Origin of the sequence: Amycolatopsis sp. FDAARGOS 1241 (assembly GCF_016889705.1) — a bacterium.
In the GTDB taxonomy this organism is placed as follows: Bacteria; Actinomycetota; Actinomycetes; order Mycobacteriales; family Pseudonocardiaceae; genus Amycolatopsis.
In genome coordinates this window covers 5,948,836-5,969,181 of sequence record NZ_CP069526.1, presented here as the reverse complement: position 1 = coordinate 5,969,181, position 20,346 = coordinate 5,948,836, and the positions used below count along the sequence as shown (strand labels likewise).

Annotated in this window: 17 protein-coding genes and 3 pseudogenes; 9 read left to right on the top strand and 11 right to left on the bottom strand. The window is 70.7% G+C overall.

Annotated features, from left to right (window positions below; translation table 11 throughout):
• Positions 1–2 precede the first annotated feature (2 nt).
• Together I6J71_RS29345 and I6J71_RS29340 are read left to right on the top strand one after the other, a co-directional pair.
• Entirely contained in the window at positions 3–2,072 is a 2,070-nt protein-coding gene (locus I6J71_RS29345) for an ABC transporter ATP-binding protein (RefSeq protein WP_204089826.1), read from the top strand.
• Positions 2,069–3,901 (top strand): ABC transporter substrate-binding protein, encoded by a 1,833-nt coding sequence (locus tag I6J71_RS29340; protein ID WP_204089825.1) that lies wholly within the window; start codon positions 2,069–2,071, stop codon positions 3,899–3,901. The genes I6J71_RS29345 and I6J71_RS29340 overlap by 4 nt, the downstream gene beginning before the upstream one ends.
• Before the next feature lie 35 nt (positions 3,902–3,936).
• On the opposite strand, the gene I6J71_RS29335 is transcribed toward I6J71_RS29340, so the two are convergent.
• The gene (locus tag I6J71_RS29335) at positions 3,937–4,131 is read right to left on the bottom strand and encodes a hypothetical protein (RefSeq protein WP_204089824.1); all 195 of its coding nucleotides are present in this window, start codon (positions 4,129–4,131) and stop codon (positions 3,937–3,939) included.
• A 1,285-nt stretch (positions 4,132–5,416) separates the two neighbouring features.
• On the opposite strand from I6J71_RS29335, the pseudogene I6J71_RS29330 reads away from it, so the two are divergent.
• Both I6J71_RS29330 and I6J71_RS29325 read left to right on the top strand, forming a co-directional pair.
• Positions 5,417–6,454 (top strand): annotated as a pseudogene (locus I6J71_RS29330) (MFS transporter).
• Positions 6,455–6,639: 185 nt separating this feature from the next.
• Positions 6,640–6,876, top strand: a complete 237-nt coding sequence (locus tag I6J71_RS29325) for a DUF2568 domain-containing protein (RefSeq protein WP_204097281.1) — start codon at positions 6,640–6,642, stop codon at positions 6,874–6,876.
• Between the two features lie 50 nt (positions 6,877–6,926).
• On the opposite strand, the gene I6J71_RS29320 is transcribed toward I6J71_RS29325, so the two are convergent.
• Positions 6,927–7,613: an antibiotic biosynthesis monooxygenase gene (locus tag I6J71_RS29320; protein ID WP_204089823.1), complete on the bottom strand. Its 687-nt coding sequence runs from the start codon at positions 7,611–7,613 to the stop codon at positions 6,927–6,929.
• Between the two features lie 681 nt (positions 7,614–8,294).
• On the opposite strand from I6J71_RS29320, the gene I6J71_RS29315 reads away from it, so the two are divergent.
• Positions 8,295–9,752 carry an NF041680 family putative transposase gene (locus tag I6J71_RS29315; protein ID WP_239155398.1) on the top strand — a complete coding sequence of 486 codons (1,458 nt, stop codon included), beginning with the start codon at positions 8,295–8,297 and terminating at the stop codon, positions 9,750–9,752.
• A 68-nt stretch (positions 9,753–9,820) separates the two neighbouring features.
• A pseudogene (locus I6J71_RS29310) lies at positions 9,821–10,568 on the top strand (transposase family protein).
• Between the two features lie 48 nt (positions 10,569–10,616).
• Here the strand turns inward: I6J71_RS29310 and I6J71_RS29305 are convergent.
• The 5 genes and pseudogenes from I6J71_RS29305 to I6J71_RS49050 form a co-directional block, all read right to left on the bottom strand.
• A complete protein-coding gene (locus I6J71_RS29305; RefSeq protein ID WP_204089822.1) occupies positions 10,617–11,003 on the bottom strand; it encodes an Imm1 family immunity protein in 387 nt (128 codons plus the stop codon).
• Positions 11,004–11,096: 93 nt separating this feature from the next.
• Positions 11,097–12,311, bottom strand: a complete 1,215-nt coding sequence (locus I6J71_RS29300; RefSeq protein ID WP_204089821.1) for an RNA polymerase sigma factor — start codon at positions 12,309–12,311, stop codon at positions 11,097–11,099.
• A complete protein-coding gene (locus I6J71_RS29295; protein ID WP_204089820.1) occupies positions 12,311–12,598 on the bottom strand; it encodes a YciI family protein in 288 nt (95 codons plus the stop codon). The genes I6J71_RS29300 and I6J71_RS29295 overlap by 1 nt, the downstream gene beginning before the upstream one ends.
• 102 nt (positions 12,599–12,700) lie before the next feature.
• Positions 12,701–13,195, bottom strand: coding sequence for a DUF664 domain-containing protein (locus I6J71_RS29290; protein ID WP_204089819.1), 495 nt, complete (start codon positions 13,193–13,195; stop codon positions 12,701–12,703).
• Between the two features lie 61 nt (positions 13,196–13,256).
• A pseudogene (locus I6J71_RS49050) lies at positions 13,257–13,427 on the bottom strand (aldo/keto reductase); the annotation flags it as partial.
• A 168-nt stretch (positions 13,428–13,595) separates the two neighbouring features.
• Here I6J71_RS49050 and I6J71_RS49045 point away from each other — a divergent pair.
• Positions 13,596–13,847 (top strand): nuclear transport factor 2 family protein, encoded by a 252-nt coding sequence (locus I6J71_RS49045; protein WP_239153977.1) that lies wholly within the window; start codon positions 13,596–13,598, stop codon positions 13,845–13,847.
• Here I6J71_RS49045 and I6J71_RS29280 read toward each other — a convergent pair.
• The 4 genes from I6J71_RS29280 to I6J71_RS29265 are packed head-to-tail and all read right to left on the bottom strand — an operon-like array spanning position 13,844 to position 17,727.
• Complete coding sequence (locus I6J71_RS29280) at positions 13,844–14,836, bottom strand: LLM class flavin-dependent oxidoreductase (RefSeq protein ID WP_204089817.1); 993 nt, start codon at positions 14,834–14,836, stop codon at positions 13,844–13,846. The genes I6J71_RS49045 and I6J71_RS29280 overlap by 4 nt on opposite strands.
• Positions 14,837–14,858: 22 nt before the next feature.
• Positions 14,859–16,103, bottom strand: a complete 1,245-nt coding sequence (locus I6J71_RS29275; protein WP_204089816.1) for an MFS transporter — start codon at positions 16,101–16,103, stop codon at positions 14,859–14,861.
• 10 nt (positions 16,104–16,113) lie between these two features.
• Positions 16,114–16,899, bottom strand: a complete 786-nt coding sequence (locus tag I6J71_RS29270) for a GntR family transcriptional regulator (protein WP_204089815.1) — start codon at positions 16,897–16,899, stop codon at positions 16,114–16,116.
• A 3-nt stretch (positions 16,900–16,902) separates the two neighbouring features.
• Positions 16,903–17,727: a creatininase family protein gene (locus tag I6J71_RS29265; RefSeq protein WP_204089814.1), complete on the bottom strand. Its 825-nt coding sequence runs from the start codon at positions 17,725–17,727 to the stop codon at positions 16,903–16,905.
• Positions 17,728–17,828: 101 nt separating this feature from the next.
• Here I6J71_RS29265 and I6J71_RS29260 point away from each other — a divergent pair, with 101 nt between their 5' ends.
• Both I6J71_RS29260 and I6J71_RS29255 read left to right on the top strand, forming a co-directional pair.
• Complete coding sequence (locus I6J71_RS29260; RefSeq protein WP_239153976.1) at positions 17,829–19,052, top strand: NRAMP family divalent metal transporter; 1,224 nt, start codon at positions 17,829–17,831, stop codon at positions 19,050–19,052.
• A 28-nt stretch (positions 19,053–19,080) separates the two neighbouring features.
• Entirely contained in the window at positions 19,081–19,845 is a 765-nt protein-coding gene (locus tag I6J71_RS29255; RefSeq protein ID WP_204097280.1) for a putative hydro-lyase, read from the top strand.
• Positions 19,846–20,346: the final 501 nt, after the last annotated feature.

Below are 20,346 nucleotides of genomic sequence, written 5' to 3'. Positions count from 1 at the left end.
CGATGACCGATCCCGTGCTGCGGCTGGAAGACCTGCACACCACCATCGACGTGCGCGACGGCGTCGTGCGGCCCGTCGACGGTGTGACGCTGGAGCTCGGCCGCGGCGAGCTGCTCGGGCTCGTCGGCGAATCGGGTTCCGGCAAGACGATGACGGCGCTGTCGATCCTGCGGCTGCTCCCGCCCGGTGGGCGCGTCGCGTCGGGCCGGATCCTGCTCGGCGGCGACAACATCGCGGCCATGGGCCCCGCCGAGCTGCGCGAGGTGCGCGGTAAGCGCGTCGGCACCGTGTTCCAGGACCCGATGACCTCGCTCAACCCGGCGATCCCGATCGGCCGCCAGGTGAGCGAACCGCTGGACCTGCACTCGGCGCTGTCGCGGGGCGAGCTGCACGAGCGGGCCGTGGCGATGCTCGAGCTCGTCGGCCTGCCGGACGCGCGCAAACGCGCCGGGGACTACCCGCACCAGCTCTCCGGCGGGATGCGCCAGCGCGTAATGATCGCCCGCGCGCTCGTGTGCGAACCGGAGCTGCTCGTCGCCGACGAGCCGACGACAGCGCTCGACGTGACTGTGCAGCACCAGATCCTGGAACTCATCGACGACCTGCGCCGTCGCCTCGGCATGGCCGTGATCCTCGTGACGCACGACCTCGGTGTGGTCGCGGGCCGCGCCGACCGCGTCGCCGTGATGTACGCGGGGAAGATCGTCGAGCTCACCGGCACGCGGCGGCTGTTCGGCAACCCGCGCCACCCGTACACGGAGGCGCTGTTCGAGGCGCTGCCGGAGAACTCGGTGGAGTCGGGGGAGAAGCTCTACAGCATCCCCGGCCTGCCGCCGGACCTGCGGGAGCCACCGACTGGCTGCCGCTTCGCGCCGCGTTGCCGCTACGCGAGCGCCGAGTGCGCCGAGACCGAACCCGAGCTGCGCGCGGATGCGCCCGGGCATGAGTACGCGTGTTTCCACCCCGTCGGCGAGGCGGACGGCGACGAGCCGGCGGGGGTCGTGCGGGTGCGCGAACCCGGCGTCGCGCCCGCGGAGGACACCGGCGCGGTGGCGGACGCGCCGCTGCTCGAGGTCGAAGGCCTCGTGAAGGACTTCCCGGTCACGACGGGCGTGTTCCGGCGGCGGACGGGCACCGTGTCGGCGGTCGCCGGGGTGAGCTTCACGGTGGCGGCGGGGGAGACCTTCGGCCTCGTGGGCGAATCCGGCTGCGGCAAGACGACCGTCGGCCGGGCGGTGGTGGGGCTGGACGAGCCGACGGCGGGGCGGATCCGCATCGGCGGCACCGAGCTGAGCTCGCTGCGGGGCGCCGAGCTGCGGCAGCGCCGGCGCGACACGCACCTGGTGTTCCAGGACCCGTACGCCTCGCTCGACCCGCGCATGCGCGTCGGCGCGATCCTCGCCGAGCCGCTGGAGATCCACGGCGCCGGCACGCGGGCGCAGCGGGCCCGGCGGGTGCGCGAGCTGCTCGGCGAGGTGGGCTTGCCGGCCGACGCGGCGCAGCGCTACCCGCACGAGTTCTCCGGGGGCCAGCGCCAGCGCATCGGCCTCGCGCGGGCCCTGGCGCTGGAACCGAAGCTGATCGTGGCCGACGAGCCGGTGTCGGCCCTCGACGTGTCCGTGCAGGCACAGATCCTCAACCTGATGAACGACCTGCGCGAGCGCCACGGGCTCACGTACGTGTTCATCTCCCACGACCTGTCGGTGGTGCGCTACCTCGCGCAGCGCATCAGCGTGATGTACCTCGGCAAGCTCGTCGAGGCCGGACCGGCGGCCGAGGTGCACGCCCGCCCGCGCCACCCGTACACGCGCGGGCTGATCGACACCGTCCCGGTCGCCGACCCGTGGGCGGATCGGCGCACTGGCGGGGTTTCCGGCGAGCTGCCCTCAGCGCTCTCGCCGCCGTCCGGGTGCCGGTTCCGCACGCGCTGCCCCTTCGCGCAGGACATCTGCGCGGCCGAGGAACCCGTGCTGCGGCCCTTCGGCGGCGGGCACGAGGCCGCCTGTCACTTCCCGCTCGACGCCGCTCGTGAGCACGACGCGACGAAAGTCTACTTAGGAGAGAACGGATGAGACTGCGCAAGGCTCTCGTGGCACCGGTGGTGCTGCTCGCCGCGGCCGCACTCGCCACGGCGTGCAGCGGCGGGACCTCGGGCTCGGGTGGCGGCACCCCGACCGAAGGCGGCACGGCCGTGTTCGCCGAAGGGCCGGGCACCCAGCCGAACTGGATCTTCCCGTTCGTCGACGCGGCCCACAACAGCGGGTACGCGACGGGGGATCTGCAGCAGCTGATGTACCGCGAGCTGTACTGGTTCGGCGACAACAGCGGCAGCACCGCGCTCAACACGCGCAAGAGCCTCGCCGACCCGCCGGTGTTCAGCGACGACAACACCAAAGTCGTCATCAACGTCAAGCCGTACAAGTGGTCCAACGGCGAGACGGTGAACGCCAAGGACGTCGTCTTCTGGATGAACCTGATGTTCGCGGAGAAGGCGAACTGGTACCAGTACGTGCCGGGGCAGTTCCCGGACAACGTGAAGTCCGTGACCGAGACCGGGCCGCAGCAGGTGACGTTGCAGCTCACGGATTCCTACTCGCCGACGTGGTTCACCGGCCAGGAGCTCACGCAGATCGCGCCGTTGCCGATGGCGTGGGACAAGACGGCCGACTCCGCAGCGCCCGGCAGCGGCGGCTGCACGCAGGACCGGGCCAAGTGCGACGCCGTCTACAAGTACCTCTACGACAAGAGCAAGGACCTCTCGAAGTACGCCACCGATCCACTGTGGCAGGTCGTGGACGGGCCGTGGCACCTCACGTCGTTCGACGCCGAGGGCAACATCGCCTACGACCCGAACCCGCAGTACAGCGGTCCGGACAAGCCGCACCTGGCGCACTACAAGATGCAGCCGTTCACGAGCACCAGCGCGGAGTTCAACACGCTGCGCAGCGGCAAGACCATTTCCGTCGGGTCGGTGCAGGGCGCCGACCTGCCGGCCAAGAAGGCGAACGAGAAGGTGCCCGCGACGAACCCGTTGCAGGCCAACTACAACCTTGTGCCCGCGGCCTCGTGGGGCTGGAGCTCGACGTTGCTGAACATGGACAACCCGAAGTTCGGGCCCGCGTTCAAGCAGCTCTACGTGCGCCAGGCCCTGCAGCAGACGCTGGACCAGGTGACCGACGTGAACGTCGCCTACCGCGGCTACGCCACGGTGACCACCGGGCCGGTGCCGATCAACCCGGACAACCAATACGTCACCGACGCCGAGCGCGGCGCGGGACCGTACCCGTTCGACAAGGCGAAGGCGAAGAGCCTGCTGATCTCGCACGGGTGGGCGCTGCAGAACGGCGCCATGACGTGCACGGCGCCGGGCACCGCACCCAACCAGTGCGGCGCCGGCGTGGCGGCGGGGACGCGGCTGGAGCTGTCGCTGCAGTACTCCACCGGAAACCCGGCGTACGGGCGGATCATGCAGCAGTGGAAGTCCGATGCCGCCGAGGCGGGCATCGTGTTCGACCTGAAGGGCCAGGAGTTCAACGCGCTGCTGTCGGACCTCAGCGGCTGCCACGGCTCCGGCCCGGCGTGCGAGTGGCAGCTCGGGTACTTCGGCTACCAGCAGTACAACGCCGTGCCCACGGGCGATCAGCTGCTGCTGCCCGGCTCGTCGGGCAACATCGGCAACTACGACGACCCGCAGCTGGACGAGCTCATCGACGCCACCCTCCACAGCGACGACAAGAACGCATTCGCCGCCTACGAGGACTACGCCGCGAAGACCCTGCCGGGCCAGATCAACATGCCCCTGCGCGGCGCGACGGAAGTGGTCGCGAAGAACCTCGGGGGCGTCGCGTTCCCGGCCGTGCAGACCGCGCGCAGCCCGGAGGAGTGGTACTTCACCCAGTGAGGTCCCCGGGGCCGCCCTCCTCGCGCGGACGGCCCCTATTCCTTGCGGGACAACCGCACCAGCTCGAACACGAAGATCCACGTGAGCAGTCCCACCAGCAGGCTCCCGCCCAGCCACGTCCACCACGTCGCCGCCGCCCACCACAGGCTGCCCACCAGGAACCCGAGCCCCGCGACGATGCCCAGGCCCGCCATCTGGACCGTGCGGATCCCGGTCCTTCGGTCGTTCATGGCGGGTTAGGTTACTGAGACCCACGGTAGAGCGACGCCGCCGAACGAAGGACACGATCTTGTCCCGCTAGGCCGTTCGGCCACTACCCATCGTGACCGTTGCCCGGAAGTACCACGGTGGGTGTCCACCGGACCTGATCGTGGTGGGCCGGCGGCGTTTCTGCGCCGAGCGATCCCCGGTTTCGGGCGCGCGAACCAACCAAGCGCGCCTCCGTGCCGTGTGCGGTGTGTGGCCTCGCGCGTTGGGTACGCCGAGGTCGCGTCGTGCCCGGGATACCGGTTTGCGTACGGAATCGCGGTTTGCGTGCGGTGACAGGTCCGCGTCTGCCGCCGCTCGGTGTTGAGTTCTGCGTGTGTGTTCCGGTCACTGCGGCGAGCGTTCCGATCCGTCCTTGGCTTGCGCGGAGGGCCCGTCGTGGTGGGGCGGCGGTGTTTGGGCGCGCCACCTGGTTTTTTGGGGCGCGAACCGTTCAGGTGCGCTTCCGTATCGCGTTGTGGGGTGCGTGGGTTCGGTGCGCTGAGGTCCGTGTCGTGCCTGGGGTGCCGGTTTGCGTGCGCGGTGGCGGTTGGCGTGCTTGTGTGTTGTGGTCGCTGCGTCGAGCGTTCTGATCCGGCCTTGGCTTGCGCGAAGAGTCGGTCGCGGGGTGCCGGTGTTTCTGTGCTGCGCCATCCCGGCTTCGGGCGCGAGCCCCTCAGGCGCGCGTTTCTGTACGGCGTCGTGGGTTCGTGGGTTCGGTGCGCTGAGGGCCGCGTTCTGTCCGGGGTGCCGGTTTGCGTGCGCGGTGGCGGTTGGCGTGCTTGTGTGTTGTGGTCGCTGCGTCGAGCGTTCTGATCCGGCCTTGGCTTGCGCGAAAAGTCGGTCGCGGGGTGCCGGTGTTTCTGTGCTGCGCCATCCCGGCTTCGGGCGCGCGAGCCGACCTTTGTGCGCTTCCGTGCCGCGTCGCGAGGCGCGATCCCAGGTGGATTCGTTGCGTGCGCCGGTGTCGAAGCCTCGTGCTGTGCGGGTGGTGCTCACGCGGCTGGAAATTCGTTCGGCGGTGGCTCCGTGGACTGCTACTGTGCGCGCGGTGACAAGCCCCGAGGCGAACAGACTGCTGCCAACCGGTCGAGCGGTGGCGTTGCGGGGTGTGCGGCTGACCGGCTGAGACCGGGGCGGCTCCGATCGACCGTGCTTTCTCGCAACCGTCCGAAGCGGACGGAAAAGTCGATCTTCGGGGAGTCTGTCTCGTCTGCTTTGCCGTATCTTCTCGTCCTGGCGGTGTTCGCGCAGGGGACGTCGGAGTTCATGGTGCCGGGGCTGGTGCCCGGTCTGGCGGCCGGCCTCGGGGTTTCCGTGGCCGCGGCCGGATCGGCGACGGCGGTCTTCGCGGTCGGGATGGTGGCCGGGGCGCCGGTGCTGGCGGTGGTCGCGCGGTGGTGGCCGCGGCGGGTCGCGTTGCTGGTGTTCCTGGGGGTGTTCATCGCGGCGCACGTGGCGGGCGCGCTCGCGCCCGGGTTCGGTTTCCTACTCGCGACGCGGTTCGCCGCGGCGCTGGCGAACGCCGGATTCCTCGCCGTCGCGCTCGGAGTGGCCGCCGACGCCGCCCCGGGCGCGGAAAAGCGCGCGACGGCGATCGTGCTCACAGGCACGACGCTCGCGTGCGTGGCCGGCGTCCCCGCGGGCGCGGTGCTCGGACAGGTGTGGGGCTGGCGATCGGCGTTCGTCGCCGTCGCGCTGGTGTCGGTACCCGCCTTCGCCGCCCTCGCCCGCTGGGTGCCGGCGGGGGAGCCGGCCCCGACGAGCGTCCGCGCGGAGTTCGCCGTGCTGCGCCGTCCGGCCGTCGCCGTGGCACTCGGGCGCGGGGCGCTGGTGAACGCCGCGACGTTCGCCGTCTTCACTTACCTCGCGCCGGTCGTGGCGGGCGTCGTCTGGCTCCCGGCCGCCCTCGCGCTCTTCGGCCTCGGGGCGTCGGCGGGCGTCGCGATCGCCGGCCACCGCCCGGCCACGGTGCCGGCCGGTATGGCGCTCGCCGCGGGATGGGTCGCCCTCGCGCTCGGGGCGGTCACGCGGTCATCGTGCTCGGGCTCGTCGCGGTGCAGGCGACGCTGTCGTTCGCTGTCGGGTCCACCGCCGTCGGGCGGGTGCTCCGCGCCGCCCACGATGCGCGGGTGTTGCGGGGTGCCCTCGCCACCGCCGCCTTCAACGTCGGCGCCGCCACCGGGCCCTGGCTCGCCGCAGCGGCCCTCGGGGGCCGGCCTCGGCTACCGGGCGCCGGTGTGGCTCGCCGCGCTCCTGGCTGCCGCCACCCTCGGGGTGAGCCGAAATCGAGAGCACTGCTCTTGACAACGCGTGCCCACTGGGAGAACGCTGATCCTGACAAAGAGCAGTGCTCTCGATTGGAAGAGGCCGTGATCGAAACCATCTGGCGCATCGGCAACCTGGCGCTCGCGTTCCTCCTGGAACTGGCTGCGATCGCCGCCCTCGGCTAGTGGGGGTTCCACACCGGCGAGTCCACGGCGGGCAAGTTCCTGCTCGGTCTCGGCGCTCCGGCCGTCGCGATCGGCCTCTGGGCCCTGTTCGCGGCCCCCACCGCCTCGATGCGCACGCCGGTGCTTTACGCCCTGACGGTCGTCGTGGTGGTCGGCGGAGCCGGTGCCGGGCTGTGGCTGAGCGGCCACCGCGCGCTGGGGCTCGTGCTGCCCGTGCTCTTCGCCGCGAATCTCGCCAGCGTCCGCTTCATGCGCCTCGACGCAGCCACGGCCTGAAGTCCCGCCGGCTGAGCCGCGTTCGCTGTCGAACGCGGCTCAGCCGCAGATCAGGAAACCGCTTCGCTGCCCCAGCCCCGCTGGAACCCGTCCGGGGTCAGGCGCTCGCGTTCGCCCTGCTCGTGGAAGATCGGCACGTAGTGCTCGGCGGAGAAGTCCCCGGCCTTCCGGAGTTCGGCCACGGCGGGGGAGCCGAGCCACGCCTGCAGGTCTGCCAGGGAATCCCAGTGCGTCAGCAGCAGGTACCGCGCCGGTGCGACCTCGGGGAACTCCTGGAGCGGGCCGACGAACTGGTACGGGTGGGGTTCGAATTCGCCGATCACGGTCTCGAACGGCCGGGCGTTGAACGACGGCAGCGATGCGTTCAGCGACGAAAGGATCGCCGCGTACTCGGCCTCCGGCAGCGGCGTCTCACGGGCGATCGCGATCTCGGAGAAAACTCGCCCCCGAACCTCTTCGCCCTCGGCGGGCAGGCGCCACTTGCGCAGATACACGGACTTGAACCACTTCTCGTGCGCCTTGTTCTGCACCGCCGTGTGCGCGCGGGTGTGGTACCACTCGTCCATCAAGTCGGGCGTGGCCCACTTGCCGGAGAAGTACAACCACGGTGAGCCGGCGATGGGGCCGCCGATCACCGCGCGGAAGCCGGGTGCGGCGGCCGCGATCGGGCCGAACTTGTCCTGAGCCGCCCAGAATTCGTCGTCGACGCCGGGATTGAGCGTAAAGCACGCTTCCATGACCGTGAGCGTCTGCGGAATTTCAGTTGACGTTGACATCATTGTCCTATCAAGGGGCCGCCGCCGACGGCGGACGCTGGCGGGATCGAGCGGCATTCACCATATGCCACGTCTGCGACGGTCGTCAACAACATGCAACATTCGTGGCCGACAGTGGCGAGGCGCTTTTTCCCTGGAGGACAACGGATTCTGACCGGGTGGCGGCCATCGCGCAGTGATCCGAACGGGTGAATTTCACTGCACGCCTCCGTGCGGTGAACTTTTGACCGGCTCGTCGCGAGGTGCCAGGGTGGCCACCCTCATCGAACACCGTTGTCCGGATGCCGACCACAGGGGCCTCCGGGTGACGGTGACGCGGGAAGTCGTCGTTCCCCCGGCCGGCGTGCCGAAACCCTCACCGATCCCGGCCGGATCGCGCCGGAGCTCCGGCATTTCGTGGTGGGTCTCCCGGAATTCGCGAACGGCCACCATTCGCGGATTCCGCCTGATCGAGTCAGTGATAAACCGACCGGAACCTTTCGTGTCGCCGGTTGGCGCCCGTCGACGACAAACCCGTCCTAACTTGAGTTTTAACGTCTGAGTGGTCGGTGGTGACCCCTGTCGATCATGAGTGAAGCCCTTGGTCGATCATTCCTTCTTGCGACAGACGGAAGATCGAGCCAAGGGCTTCAATTGATCAGTGTGCACCACGCTGGCGCCACCGGCGCGGGCAGGGAGCTGTCCGCGCTCCGGCAGGAGTTCTACCGATGCCTGCCCCGGCGAGCGGACGCGTTGTTCGAGCTGACCGACGCAGTGTTGTGCGCGGACGGTCCGGTCCGGTCGATCGCGGAGCTGTCCCTGGCCGGTGAGCACCGTCGCGGCCACGGCAGCAGCTATGCCGCACTGGCACGCGGACGGGTCGACATCGATCGGCTACGCAACGCGCTGAGCGGGGTCCCGCTGCCGCGCGCCGCAGACGGGCGGCTGGTGCTGGCGGTGGACGTGACCTGCTGGCTGCGTCCGGAAGCACACACCTGCCCGCAGCGGATCTTGTGTCACACCTACGGCCGTGGCAGGGACCAGCACATGATGGTGCCGGGCTGGCCCTACTCCGTGGTCGTCGCGCTCGAGTCCGGGCGGGGTTCGTGGACCGCGCCGCTGGACGCGGTCCGGCTCACACCCGGCGACAACGCCGCAAACGTGACCGCCCAGCAGATCCGCGCCGTGGTGGGCCGCCTCGTCGCGGCCGGGCACTGGCGGCCGGGAGACCCGGACATCCTGCTGGTCGCCGACGCCGGCTACGACGGCCCCCGCCTGGCCCACGTGCTGGCCGATCTTCCGATCACCGTGCTGGTGCGGATGCGCACCGACCGGGTCCTGCACCGCCCGGTCCCGCCGCAGCGATCCGGCACGTTGGGCAGGCCCCGCCGCCACGGCGACGAGTTCGCTTTCGGTGACCCGGCCACCTGGGGACAACCCGATGCCGTCACCGAAACCACGACCCGGCTCTACGGTCCCGCGCTGATCCGGGCTTGGGATCGGCTGCATCCACGGCTGACCCACCGCATCGCCTGGGCCGGCCACGACGGCGCTCTGCCGATCATCGAGGGCACCGTGATCCGGCTGCAGGTCGAGCGCCTGCCCTCCGGCGCGATCCCAAAACCGGTGTGGCTCTGGCACTCGCGCACTGGCCTGGGCCACGCCGAGGTTGATCTGGCCTGGCAGGCGTTCCTGCGCCGCTTCGATATCGAGCACACCTTCCGCATGCTCAAGCAGACCCTCGGCTGGACCACCCCGAAACTTCGCTCGCCCGAGGCGGCCGACCGATGGACCTGGCTGCTGCTGAGCGCTTACACCCAGCTGCGGCTCGCCCGCGACCTCACAGCGGATCTGCGCCGCCCCTGGGAAAGACCCCGACCAGCCCTGCGGCTCTCCCCGGCACGGGTCCGCCGAGGGTTTCGGAACCTGCGTCCACAACTCGCCTGCCCGGCCGGTGTCCCGAAACCGTCGCGGCCCGGTCCTGGACGTCCCGCCGGAACAGTCAACCACCGGCCCGCATCACGCCACGACGTCTACGTCGTCACCAGCACGAACACCCGAAAATCCAAACACGGCAAGAACACCAGATCGAGCAACCCACGACCCCGCCGAACAGGTTAAAACCCAAGCTAAGGGATGTCTCGCAACCCGGTGGAGGGCTGGTCTGCGGGGTAGTTGATCATGGTGTGGTGCAGGTGATCTCGGCGTCGCGGTCGGAGTGGATTGCCCCGTTCACGGGGTTGGGGCCGGGTCAGTTCCGCACGTTAGATCGCCGATGGTCGGCCTGGTCGGCAGTGGCGCCTTGACCTGGCTGATCGTGTGCTGCTGGTGGCGACGCACTGGCGGCCGAACCTGGCGATGCGCCAGATCGGGCCGCTGTTCGGGGTGTCGCATTCGGCGGCGCACCGGGTGATCGACACGATCGGACCGCGGCTGGCGCTGGCCCCGGTCCGCAAGCGTCGGATCGACTCGGTCGTGATCGTGGACGGCACCTTGGTGCCGACGCGGGATCATCGGCTGGCTACGCCGTCGAAGAACTACCGGTACTCGCCGAATGTCCAGTCGAGATCGACGCCGACACCCGGTTGGTGATCGCCACCGGTGACGCGCATCCGGGTAACCGCAGGCGACTGCACCGCCTACCGCGACTGCGGTATCGAGCGCGAACTGGCAGGGCGCCCGGTGATGGCCGACGGCGGCTACCAACGCAACCCGGCCGTGATCATGCCCTACCGCCAACCTCGTGACGGCAGCGATTTGCCCGACTGGCAGGAAGACCTCGACGCCGGCCACCGCAAGATCCGTGCCCGCGTCGAGCACGCGCTGGCGCGGATGAAGTGCTGGAAAATCCTGCGCGACTACCGCCTCGCCGCCAGCACGCTCAACGACACAATGTCCGGAATCGCCCACCTCCACAACATCCTCCTCGCCGTCTGACCCGCAACACCAACCCCACCAACCACAACACCAGTTACGAGACATCACTCAGGCGAGCTTCCAGGCCACGCACTCCGGGCGCACCCGGGTCTGCGCGAACTCCTGCACGGCCCGCAGCACGAGTTCGGCCGGTACATCGCTGCCCGCGGGTTGCGGGAAGTGGCTGCCCTGGAGGCTGAAGTAGTCGGTGGACGCGGGGCCGGTGCCGTCGGCCGGCAGGTGGGTCGAGCCGTTCTCGTGCCACACCAAGGCGCCGCGGTCGCCGCGGAGACCCGCGACCAAGTGGGGGATGCCGGGACCCCGACCGGCGTAGATCCACCAGACCACGCCCGCGGAGGGTGACGGCGCAACGGCAGCCCGAAGCGCGGCGACCACAGTTTCGGCGGACACGCTCGTGACGTCGTACCCCGTCCGCCGGTCGCCGGTGGTGGCCATGGTGCGCTCCGCTCTCAAGGAATCCCCGCCGATCCTACTGGTTCGCGATCAGGGTGCGAAGTGTGGAACTCCCAACACTGTCCTTAAAGGACTTCACCGCCGGGGAGCTCGCAGGCGGGCGGCGCGAACCGTGAGGTAGTGGCGTTCCGGGGTGCTCGCGGTGCGGCCGGCGGCGGCTTCGTACTGTCCGATCGCCGCTGCCGGGTCGCCCGCGAGCTCCAGCAGGTGCGCGCGGACGGCGGCGAGTCGGTGGTGGCCGGCGAGCCGCTCCGCGAGCGTGTCACACAGGTCCAGACCTGTACGCGGGCCGTGGACCATCGCCGTGGCGACCGCGCGGTTGAGGTTGACGATCGGGTTGTCCGCAAGCGCCTCCAGCCGCTCGTAGACCGCCAGGACGCGCGGCCAGTCCGTGTCTTCGGCGCGCAGCGCGAGGTCGTGCGTGGCCGCGATCGCCGCCGGCAGGGCGTATTCGCCGGCGGGGTGCGCCGACAAGGCGGCGGTGGCCAGCTCGACGCCTTCGCGGATCAGCGCCCGATTCCACAGCGTCCGGTTCTGCTCCGCCAGTGGTACGAGCTCACCACCGGGACCGGTGCGGGCGAGCCGCCGGGCGTCGGTGAGCAGTTCGAGCGCCAGCAGGCCTGTCACCTCGCGCTCGCCGGGCAGCACGGCGTGGAGCAGACGCGTGAGCCGGATCGCCTCACCCGAGAGCACGGCGCGGTGCAGGCTCGGGCCCGCCGTGCTCATGTACCCCTCGTTGAACAGGAGGTAGAGCACCCGGAGCACGGAGCGGAGCCGGTCGGCCCGTTCGTCGTCTCCCGGCAGCCGGAACGGGACTCCGGATGCCTTGATCTTCGCCTTCGCCCGGCTGATCCGCTGCGCCATCGTCGGCTCGGGCACGAGGAACGCACCCGCGATCTCCGCCGTCGTCAGGCCGCCGACGGCGCGCAAGGTGAGCGCGATGGCCGACGCCGGCGTGAGCGCCGGGTGGCAACAGAGGAACAGCAGGGTCAGCGTGTCGTCCTGGTCCGGCACCTCGGCGCCCGCCGGCTCGGCGAACACGGCCAGCTCACGCCGCTTGCGGGCCTCGTCGCTGCGGAACCGGTCGGTCAGCCGCCGCGCCGCGGGCTGCCCGAGCCGGCCGTGCGGGTTGTCCGGCACACCCTCGGCGGGCCGGTGCACGGCGGCGGCCAGCAGCGCTTCCTGCACGGCGTCCTCGGCCGCGTCGAAGGCGGCGCAGCGCCGCGCGAGCACGCCAAGGACCTGCGGTGCGAGCGTGCGCAGCAGGTCCTCGAGGCGCTCACCGGCCATCAGGCCGGCGCGCTCATCACCTGGCGGACCTCGATCGCCTGGCGGATCGGCGTACCGCCGGCCCCCGGCGCGGCCGAGATGCGCGCGGCGATCTCGAGCGCACGGTCCTCGGAGTCGACGTCGACGATCCGGTAGCCCGCGAGCAGCTCCTTGCCCTCGGGGAACGGCCCGTCGGTCACCACGGTGCCCCCCGCGCCGCCCGAGACGACGTTCTTCGCCGCCTCCGGGCCCGCCAGGCCCTGCGCGTCGACCAGTTCGCCCTTGTCCCTGAGCTCGTCGTTGAGCACCCGCTGGAACTCGACGTGGGCGCGGACGTCCTCAGGGGACCAGCAGCATGTACTTCGTCATCGTGGCTCCTCCGCCCGTCCGGCGTGCCCGGTCCGGCGCGCTCACTGTAAGGACGGAGCCGCCCCGCCGTCCTCGACACGACGGGCGAGCAGCAGGTCGCGCGTCACGTCGAGGTGGCCGCGGTGCTGGGCGAGCTCCTCGTACACGTGCTGCAGCGCCACGCCCTGCGTCTCGCCGATCGGGGTGCCGCGATACTTCGGCGGGACCACCCCGCGGGGCGGATCCGCGGGGACGGCCGCCTCGACGTCCGCACCGAACTGCTTGCGCACGGCCCGCAACCGTTCCACCAGGGGTTCGACGGGCCCGGTGGCTTCGAACTCCGCTTCGCGGTCGCGCTCGACGGCGCGGCCCGCCACGACCTGGCCGCCCCAGAACGTCATTACGCCGAGACAGTGCGTGACGATCGCGTACGGCGAATTGGCGCCGGGCAGATCGGGGCGGGTGTTGACGAGTTCGTCGCCGAGGCCGGTGAGCGTGGCGGCCATGCCGTCGAGGGCGCGGTCGACGAGGTAGAGGTATCCGTCCGTGGTGAGCACGCCCGTGAGCGTAACAATCCCCGTGGCCAGCCGGCGGTCCTTTGTGGATCGAACGGGCCGGTCAGGCGCCGATCGCGTCGAGCTCGGCGACGGCGTCGGCGGGTAGAACCAGGTCGGCGGCGGCGATGTTCTCGCGCAGGTGCGCCCGCGACGAAGTGCCCGGGATCAGCACGGTGGTGGCGGAGCGCCGCAGCAGCCAGGCCAGTGCGACCTCCTGCGGCGACGCGTCGAGGTCCTCGAGGACTTCGCCGCCCTGGAACCGTTCTTCGGCGTCATCGAACAAGGCCTCGAGGGCCACGCCGAGGGCGAGCACTTCTCCGATCTGCTCGCCGACGACGTGGTCCCCGAGTTCGTCGTCACCGTGCCCGGCTACCCGCGGCGGGTCGACGGCCACACCGCCGTGGCTGAGCTCTACCGCGGTTACGGCGACGCCATCGTGCTCGAAGGCGCGGGCGAGCTGGCCGTGCACCACGACCGTGAGCAGTCCGTGGTGGTGCTCGAGTATTCGGTGCACGGCCGGCTCGTCGCGACAGGCCGGCCGTACCAGAACCGCTTCGTCTCCATCGTCACCGTCGACGGGGTCACGGTGACGCGGCGGCGGGACCACCTCGACTCCTTCGCCGCCGCCGAGGCGCTGGGGATCGCGAGCTAGCCGCGAGCCAGCCGCGGGCCGATCACGTCCCTGAACGCCGCGACGTCGGCCTCCGGCAGGTCGTAGCCGGACTCGGCGGTGTGCGACGGGAAGAAGAACACGTGCTCCACCCCGGACTCTTCACGCGCCTGCAGCAGCCGGTCCGCGCAGTACTCCGGCGGCCCGAACAGCCCGAACGCCTCGCTGATCCGCTTGGCCTCGGCGGCGGAGAACGCCCTGGGGTCGTGGTCCTCGGGGATGTCGATGCCCGCCGCGCGCAGCCAGCGCAGGTTCGCCGTGCTCGGGTAGTTGAGGAACGGCTTGCCCGGCCGGAAGTCGCGCCGCACCCACTCGTGCGCCGTCTCGAAGGGCTCGATCGCCGTCGGCACGATCAGGATCTCCTGCACCGACTCCGGCGCGCGCCCGGCCCGGGCCGCGCCCGCGCGCACGTGCGACCGCGCCGCCTCGATGCTGTCCGGGTGCAGCCCGGCGAGCATCACCACGCCGTCGGCGACCTCACCGGCCAGCTCCAGCATCTTCGGGCCCGCCGCGAGCACGAAGATCCCCGGCGCCGGCTTGGCGACGTTGTTCATCTTGAGCTCGTGACCGTCCACAGTGGCCGTTTCGTCGGCCACGAGCCGGCGGATGGCCGTGACCGCCTCGCCCAGCTGCTGCCGCTGCCCCTGCGGCCGGCCTGCCTTCTCCACGGACAGGAACCCGGGCGCGAGCGTGAGCAGCACCCGGCCCGGGGCGATCTCGGCCAGCGAGTTCGCGATCGCCGCGAGCACGAGCGGGTGGCGCGTCACCGTGTTGGTGGTGGCCGGGTACAGCTCCAGCTTCGACGTCGCCGCCGCGGCCAGCGTCAGCGCGGAGTAGACGTCACGGCCCGAGTGGTGGTGGTCGTGCACGCCGACGCCGTTGAACCCGGCCTCCTCGCACGACACGATGAACTTCGTCAGCTCGGGCAGCGGGCGGCCGACGGGAACCCGGATGTCGACCTTCACGGTCATTTGCGGTCCTCTCTGTGGGAACTCAGGCGGGCAGCGGCTTGCCCTTGGTCTCCGGCAGGAACAGCACGGCGAGCACGCCGAGCAGGTAGATCGGGGTGAAGATCGCGGCGGCGTTGCCGAACCCGCCGACCGCCGACGCGAGCGGGCCGATCAGCACCGCGCCCGCCATCGCGAGGTAACGCGACCCGCTGAACACCACGCTGATGGCCGTGGCCCGGATCGACGTCGTGAACAGCTCCGGCGTGTGCACCGTGTACCAGCTGTAGACGCCGCCGGTCAGGAACCCGGCGATCAGCTGCAGCCAGGTCGCCGTCGCCGCGTCGTGCACGGCGAGGAACACGATCGGCACGATCGCCATGCACCCGACGAAGTAGACCTGGATCGAGAGTTTGCGGCCCCAGCTCTCGGCGAGGAACCCGAGCAGGATGCAGCCCGCGATCTCACCGAGGTTGTAGAGCGCCCCGGCCCAGCCGGTGTAGAACGCGGTCCGCCTCGGATCGTCGACGAGGCTGCCGACGAAGCTCGGCAGGAACGAGCTCACGGCCCACCACCCGCCGGTGATGGCGATGGACACCGCGAGCGCGCCCAGGAAGTTGCGCCGCACGCCCGGCGCGAGCAGCTGCCCTACGCCGACGCGGTCGCGCCGCTGCGCCGCCCACCGTTGCGATTCCGGGATGCTGCGGCGCACCAGCAGCACGACGATGAGCGGCAGCACGCCGAACAGGTACATCCAGCGCCACGACAACCCGAGTGTCGAACCGAGCAGCACCCACAGGCCCGACACGAGCACCCCGCCGACGGAGAACCCGCTCTGCAACAGCCCCGCGCCCTTCGCGCGCCACTTCTCAGGCCACACCTCCTGCAGCAGCGAGGTGCCCACGCCCCACTCGGCGCCGATCCCGAGGCCGGTGAGGAACCGCGTGAGCCCGAAGACCCACCAGTTCCCGGACAGCGCCGAGCACGCGGTGAACACGCTGTACACCGCGACCGCGGCGATCATGGTGCGGCGCCGGCCGAGCCGGTCGCCGACCACACCGCCGACGATCCCGCCGGTCGCCCAGCCCGCGAGCGTGATGGCGACCAGGTAGCCCTGGTACGTCGTCAGGTGCGGCAGCTGGTCGTGGGGGAGCAGTTCGGTGAGCGTCGGCCGTGCCGTGATCAGCAGCACGAACGTGTCGTAGCCGTCGGCGACCCAGAAAACCAGGGTCAGGGCCAGCACGCCCCACGCCTTGCGGTCCAGCCGCGGCGCGTTCGCCAGTGTGGTCATCTCTCACTCGTCATTCGTCGAGGTAGGTCCGGATCACCGAGAACCGCAGGTACTCGTCGTTGACGTGCACGACCGTGACGGCCACGGGCTGCTCGTCCGCCTGGACGTGGGTGTGGCGCAGCCGCAGCAACGGCCGCGTCGCCGGGATCTTCAGCGCCGCGGCCACGTCGGCGGGCGGCAGCACCGGCCGGACCTCGGCCACCGAGTAGCACACCGGCGCGCCGATGTGGCGCTCCACGAACTCGAACGTCGACTGCGCCGGGTCCAGCGCCAGCGGATCGGTGCCGAGCAGCCCGACGGGGAAGTGGTCCACGCTGTGCACGGCCGGCTCACCCGATGCCGCGAACACCCGCTCGATCCGCAACGCCTGCGCGCCGGCCGGGATTTCCAGCGCCGCGGCCGTATCCGCATCGAGCGGCACCACGCGCTGGTCGGCCGTGCGCACCGCCGCGACGTGCCCGGCCTCGGCCAGCAGGTCCACGAACGCGCCCGCCTCGGCGAGGTTCGCGCCGAGGCCGAGCGCGTGGCGGTTGATGAACGTGCCGTGGCCGTGCAGGCGGCGGATGCGGCCTTCCTTCTGCAGCGACTGCAGCGCCGACCGCAGCGTCGCCCGGCTCACGCCCAGTGCGCTCGACAGCTCGGCCTCCGAGGGCAGCCGCAGCCGGCCCTCCTCGCCGAGGCGCGTGATCACCTCGCGCAGCCGGTCCTTGACCTGCCGGTACGCGTCGGTGGTCACCGCCGACAGGTCGGCGGGCAGCGCCGGCTGCGCGGGCTCGGGGTGGATCCGGGTGACCACGGCTCAGCCTTCGCCGCGGTGCCCGATCGGGCCGTTGTACGTGCGCAGCCAGTCGACGAGCTCGCCCAGGCGCCCGACGATGTGGTCGTGATAGCGCTTGCCCTTGTCCTCCGACAGCCCCTTCGACGAGCTGAAGGAGCCGGTCGGGGTGAACGCGCGCTGCTCGTCGCCGGACCAGATGATCTCGACGCCGTCGGGCGCCGGGCCGAACAGGTCGTTGCCGACGAAGCCGCCGAAGACCGCGTCGAAGTCGACGGAGGCGTCGGTGAGGCGGTCCGTGCGGATCTTGCCGGGGTAGCGGTAGTGCACGTGGGACAGTTCGAGCTCACCCGCGTGGTGCTCGTTGGTCTCCTTGATCGTCGGCGAGGCCGAGCGCGCCAGGTGCAGCGGGTCCGCGACGGCGAACAGCACCTCGGGCAGCTCCTCGTCGTGCAGCACGCGCACGGCGCTGTTGAGCGCCGGCAGGTTCGAGCCCTTGTGCCCATTGAGCAGGATGATCCGATCGAACCCGTGGCGCGCGAGGCTGCGGGCCACGTCGCGGATCAGCAGTGTCAGCGTGTCCGGGCGCACGGTGATGGTGCCGGGGAACGCGCCATGGTGTGACGAGTCGCCGTACCAGATCGGCGGCGCGACCAGCACGCCCTTGCGCTCGGCCACGTCCTCGGCCAGCGTGATCGCCACGTACGAGTCGACCCCGAGCACACCGGCGGGGCCGTGCTGCTCGGTGCTGCCGATCGGCACGATGACGATCCGCTCGCGCTCCAGGTAGGAGCTCACTTCTTCCCAGGTCAGGTCCTGGATCCAGACCGACGGCAGAGCTTCCGTCACGTCGCCTCCCAAATGGTGAAACAGGTCGTAAGACGTCAGACGTCTAACTTAAGCTGCCGGGCAGCCCCCGCCAATCGCGACCAAGGAGTGGGATGGACGGCGTGACCAGAACCCAGGACCGGCAGGCCCGGCCAGGCCGGCTGCGGGTGCCGCCGCTGTTCGGCGCGGCCCTGCTCATGGCCATGAGCGCGGCGGGTCCGGGGTTCATCACCCAGACCGCCTCGTTCACCGTGCTCTACGGAGCGTCGTTCGCGTGCGCGGTCGTGGTGTCGATGGTCATCGACGTCGCCGTGCAGCTCAACGTGTGGCGCATCCTCGGCATCTCCGGCCAGCGGGCGCAGGACCTGGCGAGCAAGGTGTTCCCGGTCGCCGGCCAGGTGCTCACGACGTTCGTGGTGCTCGGCGCGGTCGTGTTCAACATCGGCAACATCGCCGGCACCGGGCTCGGCCTGCACAACCTGCTGGGCGTCGACCCGCGGATCGGCGCGGCCATCAGCGGCATCCTCGCGATCGGGATCTTCCTGGTCCGCTCGGTGCTCACCGCGGTCGACCGCGTGATGGTGGTGCTGGGCTTCGTGAAGATCGCGCTCATCATCGCGCTGGTCGTGGCGACGGCGCCGCCGGTCGGCCAGGCCGCGATCGGCACCGTCGACCCGAAGGGCCTCCCGTTCCTGCCGATCCTCACGCTCATCGGCGGCACGGTCGGCGGGTTCATCACCTACTCCGGCGCGCACCGGCTGATCGACGCAGGCTTGACCGGCGTCTCGAACCTCAAGCGCATCAACCGCGGCGCCTGGACGGGCATCCTGGTGGCGTGCGTGCTGCGGATCGTGCTGTTCCTCGGCTTCTTCGGGGTCGTCGCGACCGGTGCCACGCTGGCGAACAAGAACGACGCCGCCGGGTCGAGCTTCCTCGCCGCGTTCGGCACGGTCGGGCTGCACCTGTTCGGCCTGGTGTTCTGGGCGGCGGGGATGACGAGCGTGATCGGCAACTCCTACACCACGGCGACGTTCCTGCAGTCGTACGTGAAGCCGGTGCGCACGCACTTCAACCGCGCGGTGATCGTGCTGATCGGCATCGCGACGATCATCTTCATCGCCGCCGGCCAGACGCCGCAGTCGATGCTCGTGTTCGCGGGCGCCATCAACGGCCTGGTGCTGCCCATCGGCCTGGCGATCATCCTGTGGGTCGCGCTCCGGCGCCGGGACCTGATCGCGGGCTACCGCTACCCCAAGGTGCTGCTCGGCGTCGGCCTCGCGGCGTGGCTGTTCACCGCGTACGCCGCCATCGAATCCCTGACCTCGCTCGGCTCGATCTTCTCCTGAGGAGTTCCCTGTGACTGTCACCCCCGCTGTGAACCCGGCCGAAGCGCGCGAAGCGTTCCGCGGCGGCCTTCGCGTGCCGACCGCCGGCTGGGCGCCCGGCTACGCCCAGGCCAACATGATCATCGTGCCGCGCGAGTACGCCTACGACGCGCTGCTGTTCGGCCAGCGCAACCCCAAGCCGTGCCCCATCATCGGCGTCACCGACACCGGCAGCCCCCACACGGACCTCGCGGCCGGCGCCGACCTGCGCACCGACGTCGGCGCCTACCGCGTCTGGCGCGACGGAGAACTGGTCGACGAACCCGACGACGTCACGAAGTACTGGAACGACGACCTCGTCACCTTCCTCATCGGGTGCAGCTTCACGTTCGAGACGCCGATGCTCGCCGCGGGCATCGAGATCCGGCACATCACCGAGGGCCGCAACGTCTCGATGTACAAGACCAACCGTCCGTGCGCGCCGGCGGGCCGCTTCAGCGGGCCCATGGTCGTCTCGATGCGCCCGATCGCCGCCGACCGCGTCGCCGACGCCGTGCGGATCTCCGGCCAGTTCCCGTCCGTGCACGGCGCGCCCGTCCACATCGGAGCGCCGGAAGCCCTCGGCATCGACGACCTGTCCAAGCCGGACTTCGGCGACCCGGTCGACATCCGCGAGGGCGAGGTGCCGGTGTTCTGGGCGTGCGGCGTCACGCCGCAGGCCGCGATCATGACGTCGAAGCCGCCCTTCGCGATCACGCACGCCCCGGGGTACATGTTCATCACCGACGTGCCGGACTACACCCTCGCGGTGTGAGCTGTCCCGGCTTGGCCGGTGAGGGCCGAGCAGCCGGCCGGGCTGCTCGGCCCCTTGCGTTCCTTCGCGTTCCCTCGCGCCGGCGCGCCCTGGACCGCATCGCGTCTTTCGACTCGCGCGGCCCACTGTCGCGCCGCGTCGTTGGTCGCGACCCTGCTGTGCCTGCAAGCTCTGGGCAGGGCACGACCCCGCCACTGCGCCCACCCTGCGCGACAGGCGCGAGCGGCTCTCTGATTGTCCGCGCTGCGCGGACGCCGTTGTGCGCATTCCCCACGTGTCCACCGCGAACCAGCCGGGGACCCTACTTGTCCACAGAATCCGATTCGGCCGGTTTTCGAGGCCTGGTAACGATAGAAAGGGTGGGGGTGTCCCAGAGAGCGGTGGGCCTGCCGCTTCCCGCCACCGCTGCTTGCCGCCGCGGCGCCGCCCGCCGCCTCGCGCTCTTCCTCCGTGGACCATGGCCAGCTCGAAGCCCGCACGGACTGTCCGTCGATCCGCACG

Coding starts and splice junctions, on each gene's coding strand:
- I6J71_RS29345 (WP_204089826.1), top strand. CDS start 3: ATGACCGATCCCGTGCTGCGGCTGGAAGACCTGCACACCACCATCGAC.
- I6J71_RS29340 (WP_204089825.1), top strand. CDS start 2,069: ATGAGACTGCGCAAGGCTCTCGTGGCACCGGTGGTGCTGCTCGCCGCG.
- I6J71_RS29335 (WP_204089824.1), bottom strand. CDS start 4,131: ATGAACGACCGAAGGACCGGGATCCGCACGGTCCAGATGGCGGGCCTG.
- I6J71_RS29320 (WP_204089823.1), bottom strand. CDS start 7,613: ATGGAAGCGTGCTTTACGCTCAATCCCGGCGTCGACGACGAATTCTGG.
- I6J71_RS29305 (WP_204089822.1), bottom strand. CDS start 11,003: ATGGCCACCACCGGCGACCGGCGGACGGGGTACGACGTCACGAGCGTG.
- I6J71_RS29300 (WP_204089821.1), bottom strand. CDS start 12,311: ATGGCCGGTGAGCGCCTCGAGGACCTGCTGCGCACGCTCGCACCGCAG.
- I6J71_RS29280 (WP_204089817.1), bottom strand. CDS start 14,836: ATGACCGTGAAGGTCGACATCCGGGTTCCCGTCGGCCGCCCGCTGCCC.
- I6J71_RS29275 (WP_204089816.1), bottom strand. CDS start 16,103: ATGACCACACTGGCGAACGCGCCGCGGCTGGACCGCAAGGCGTGGGGC.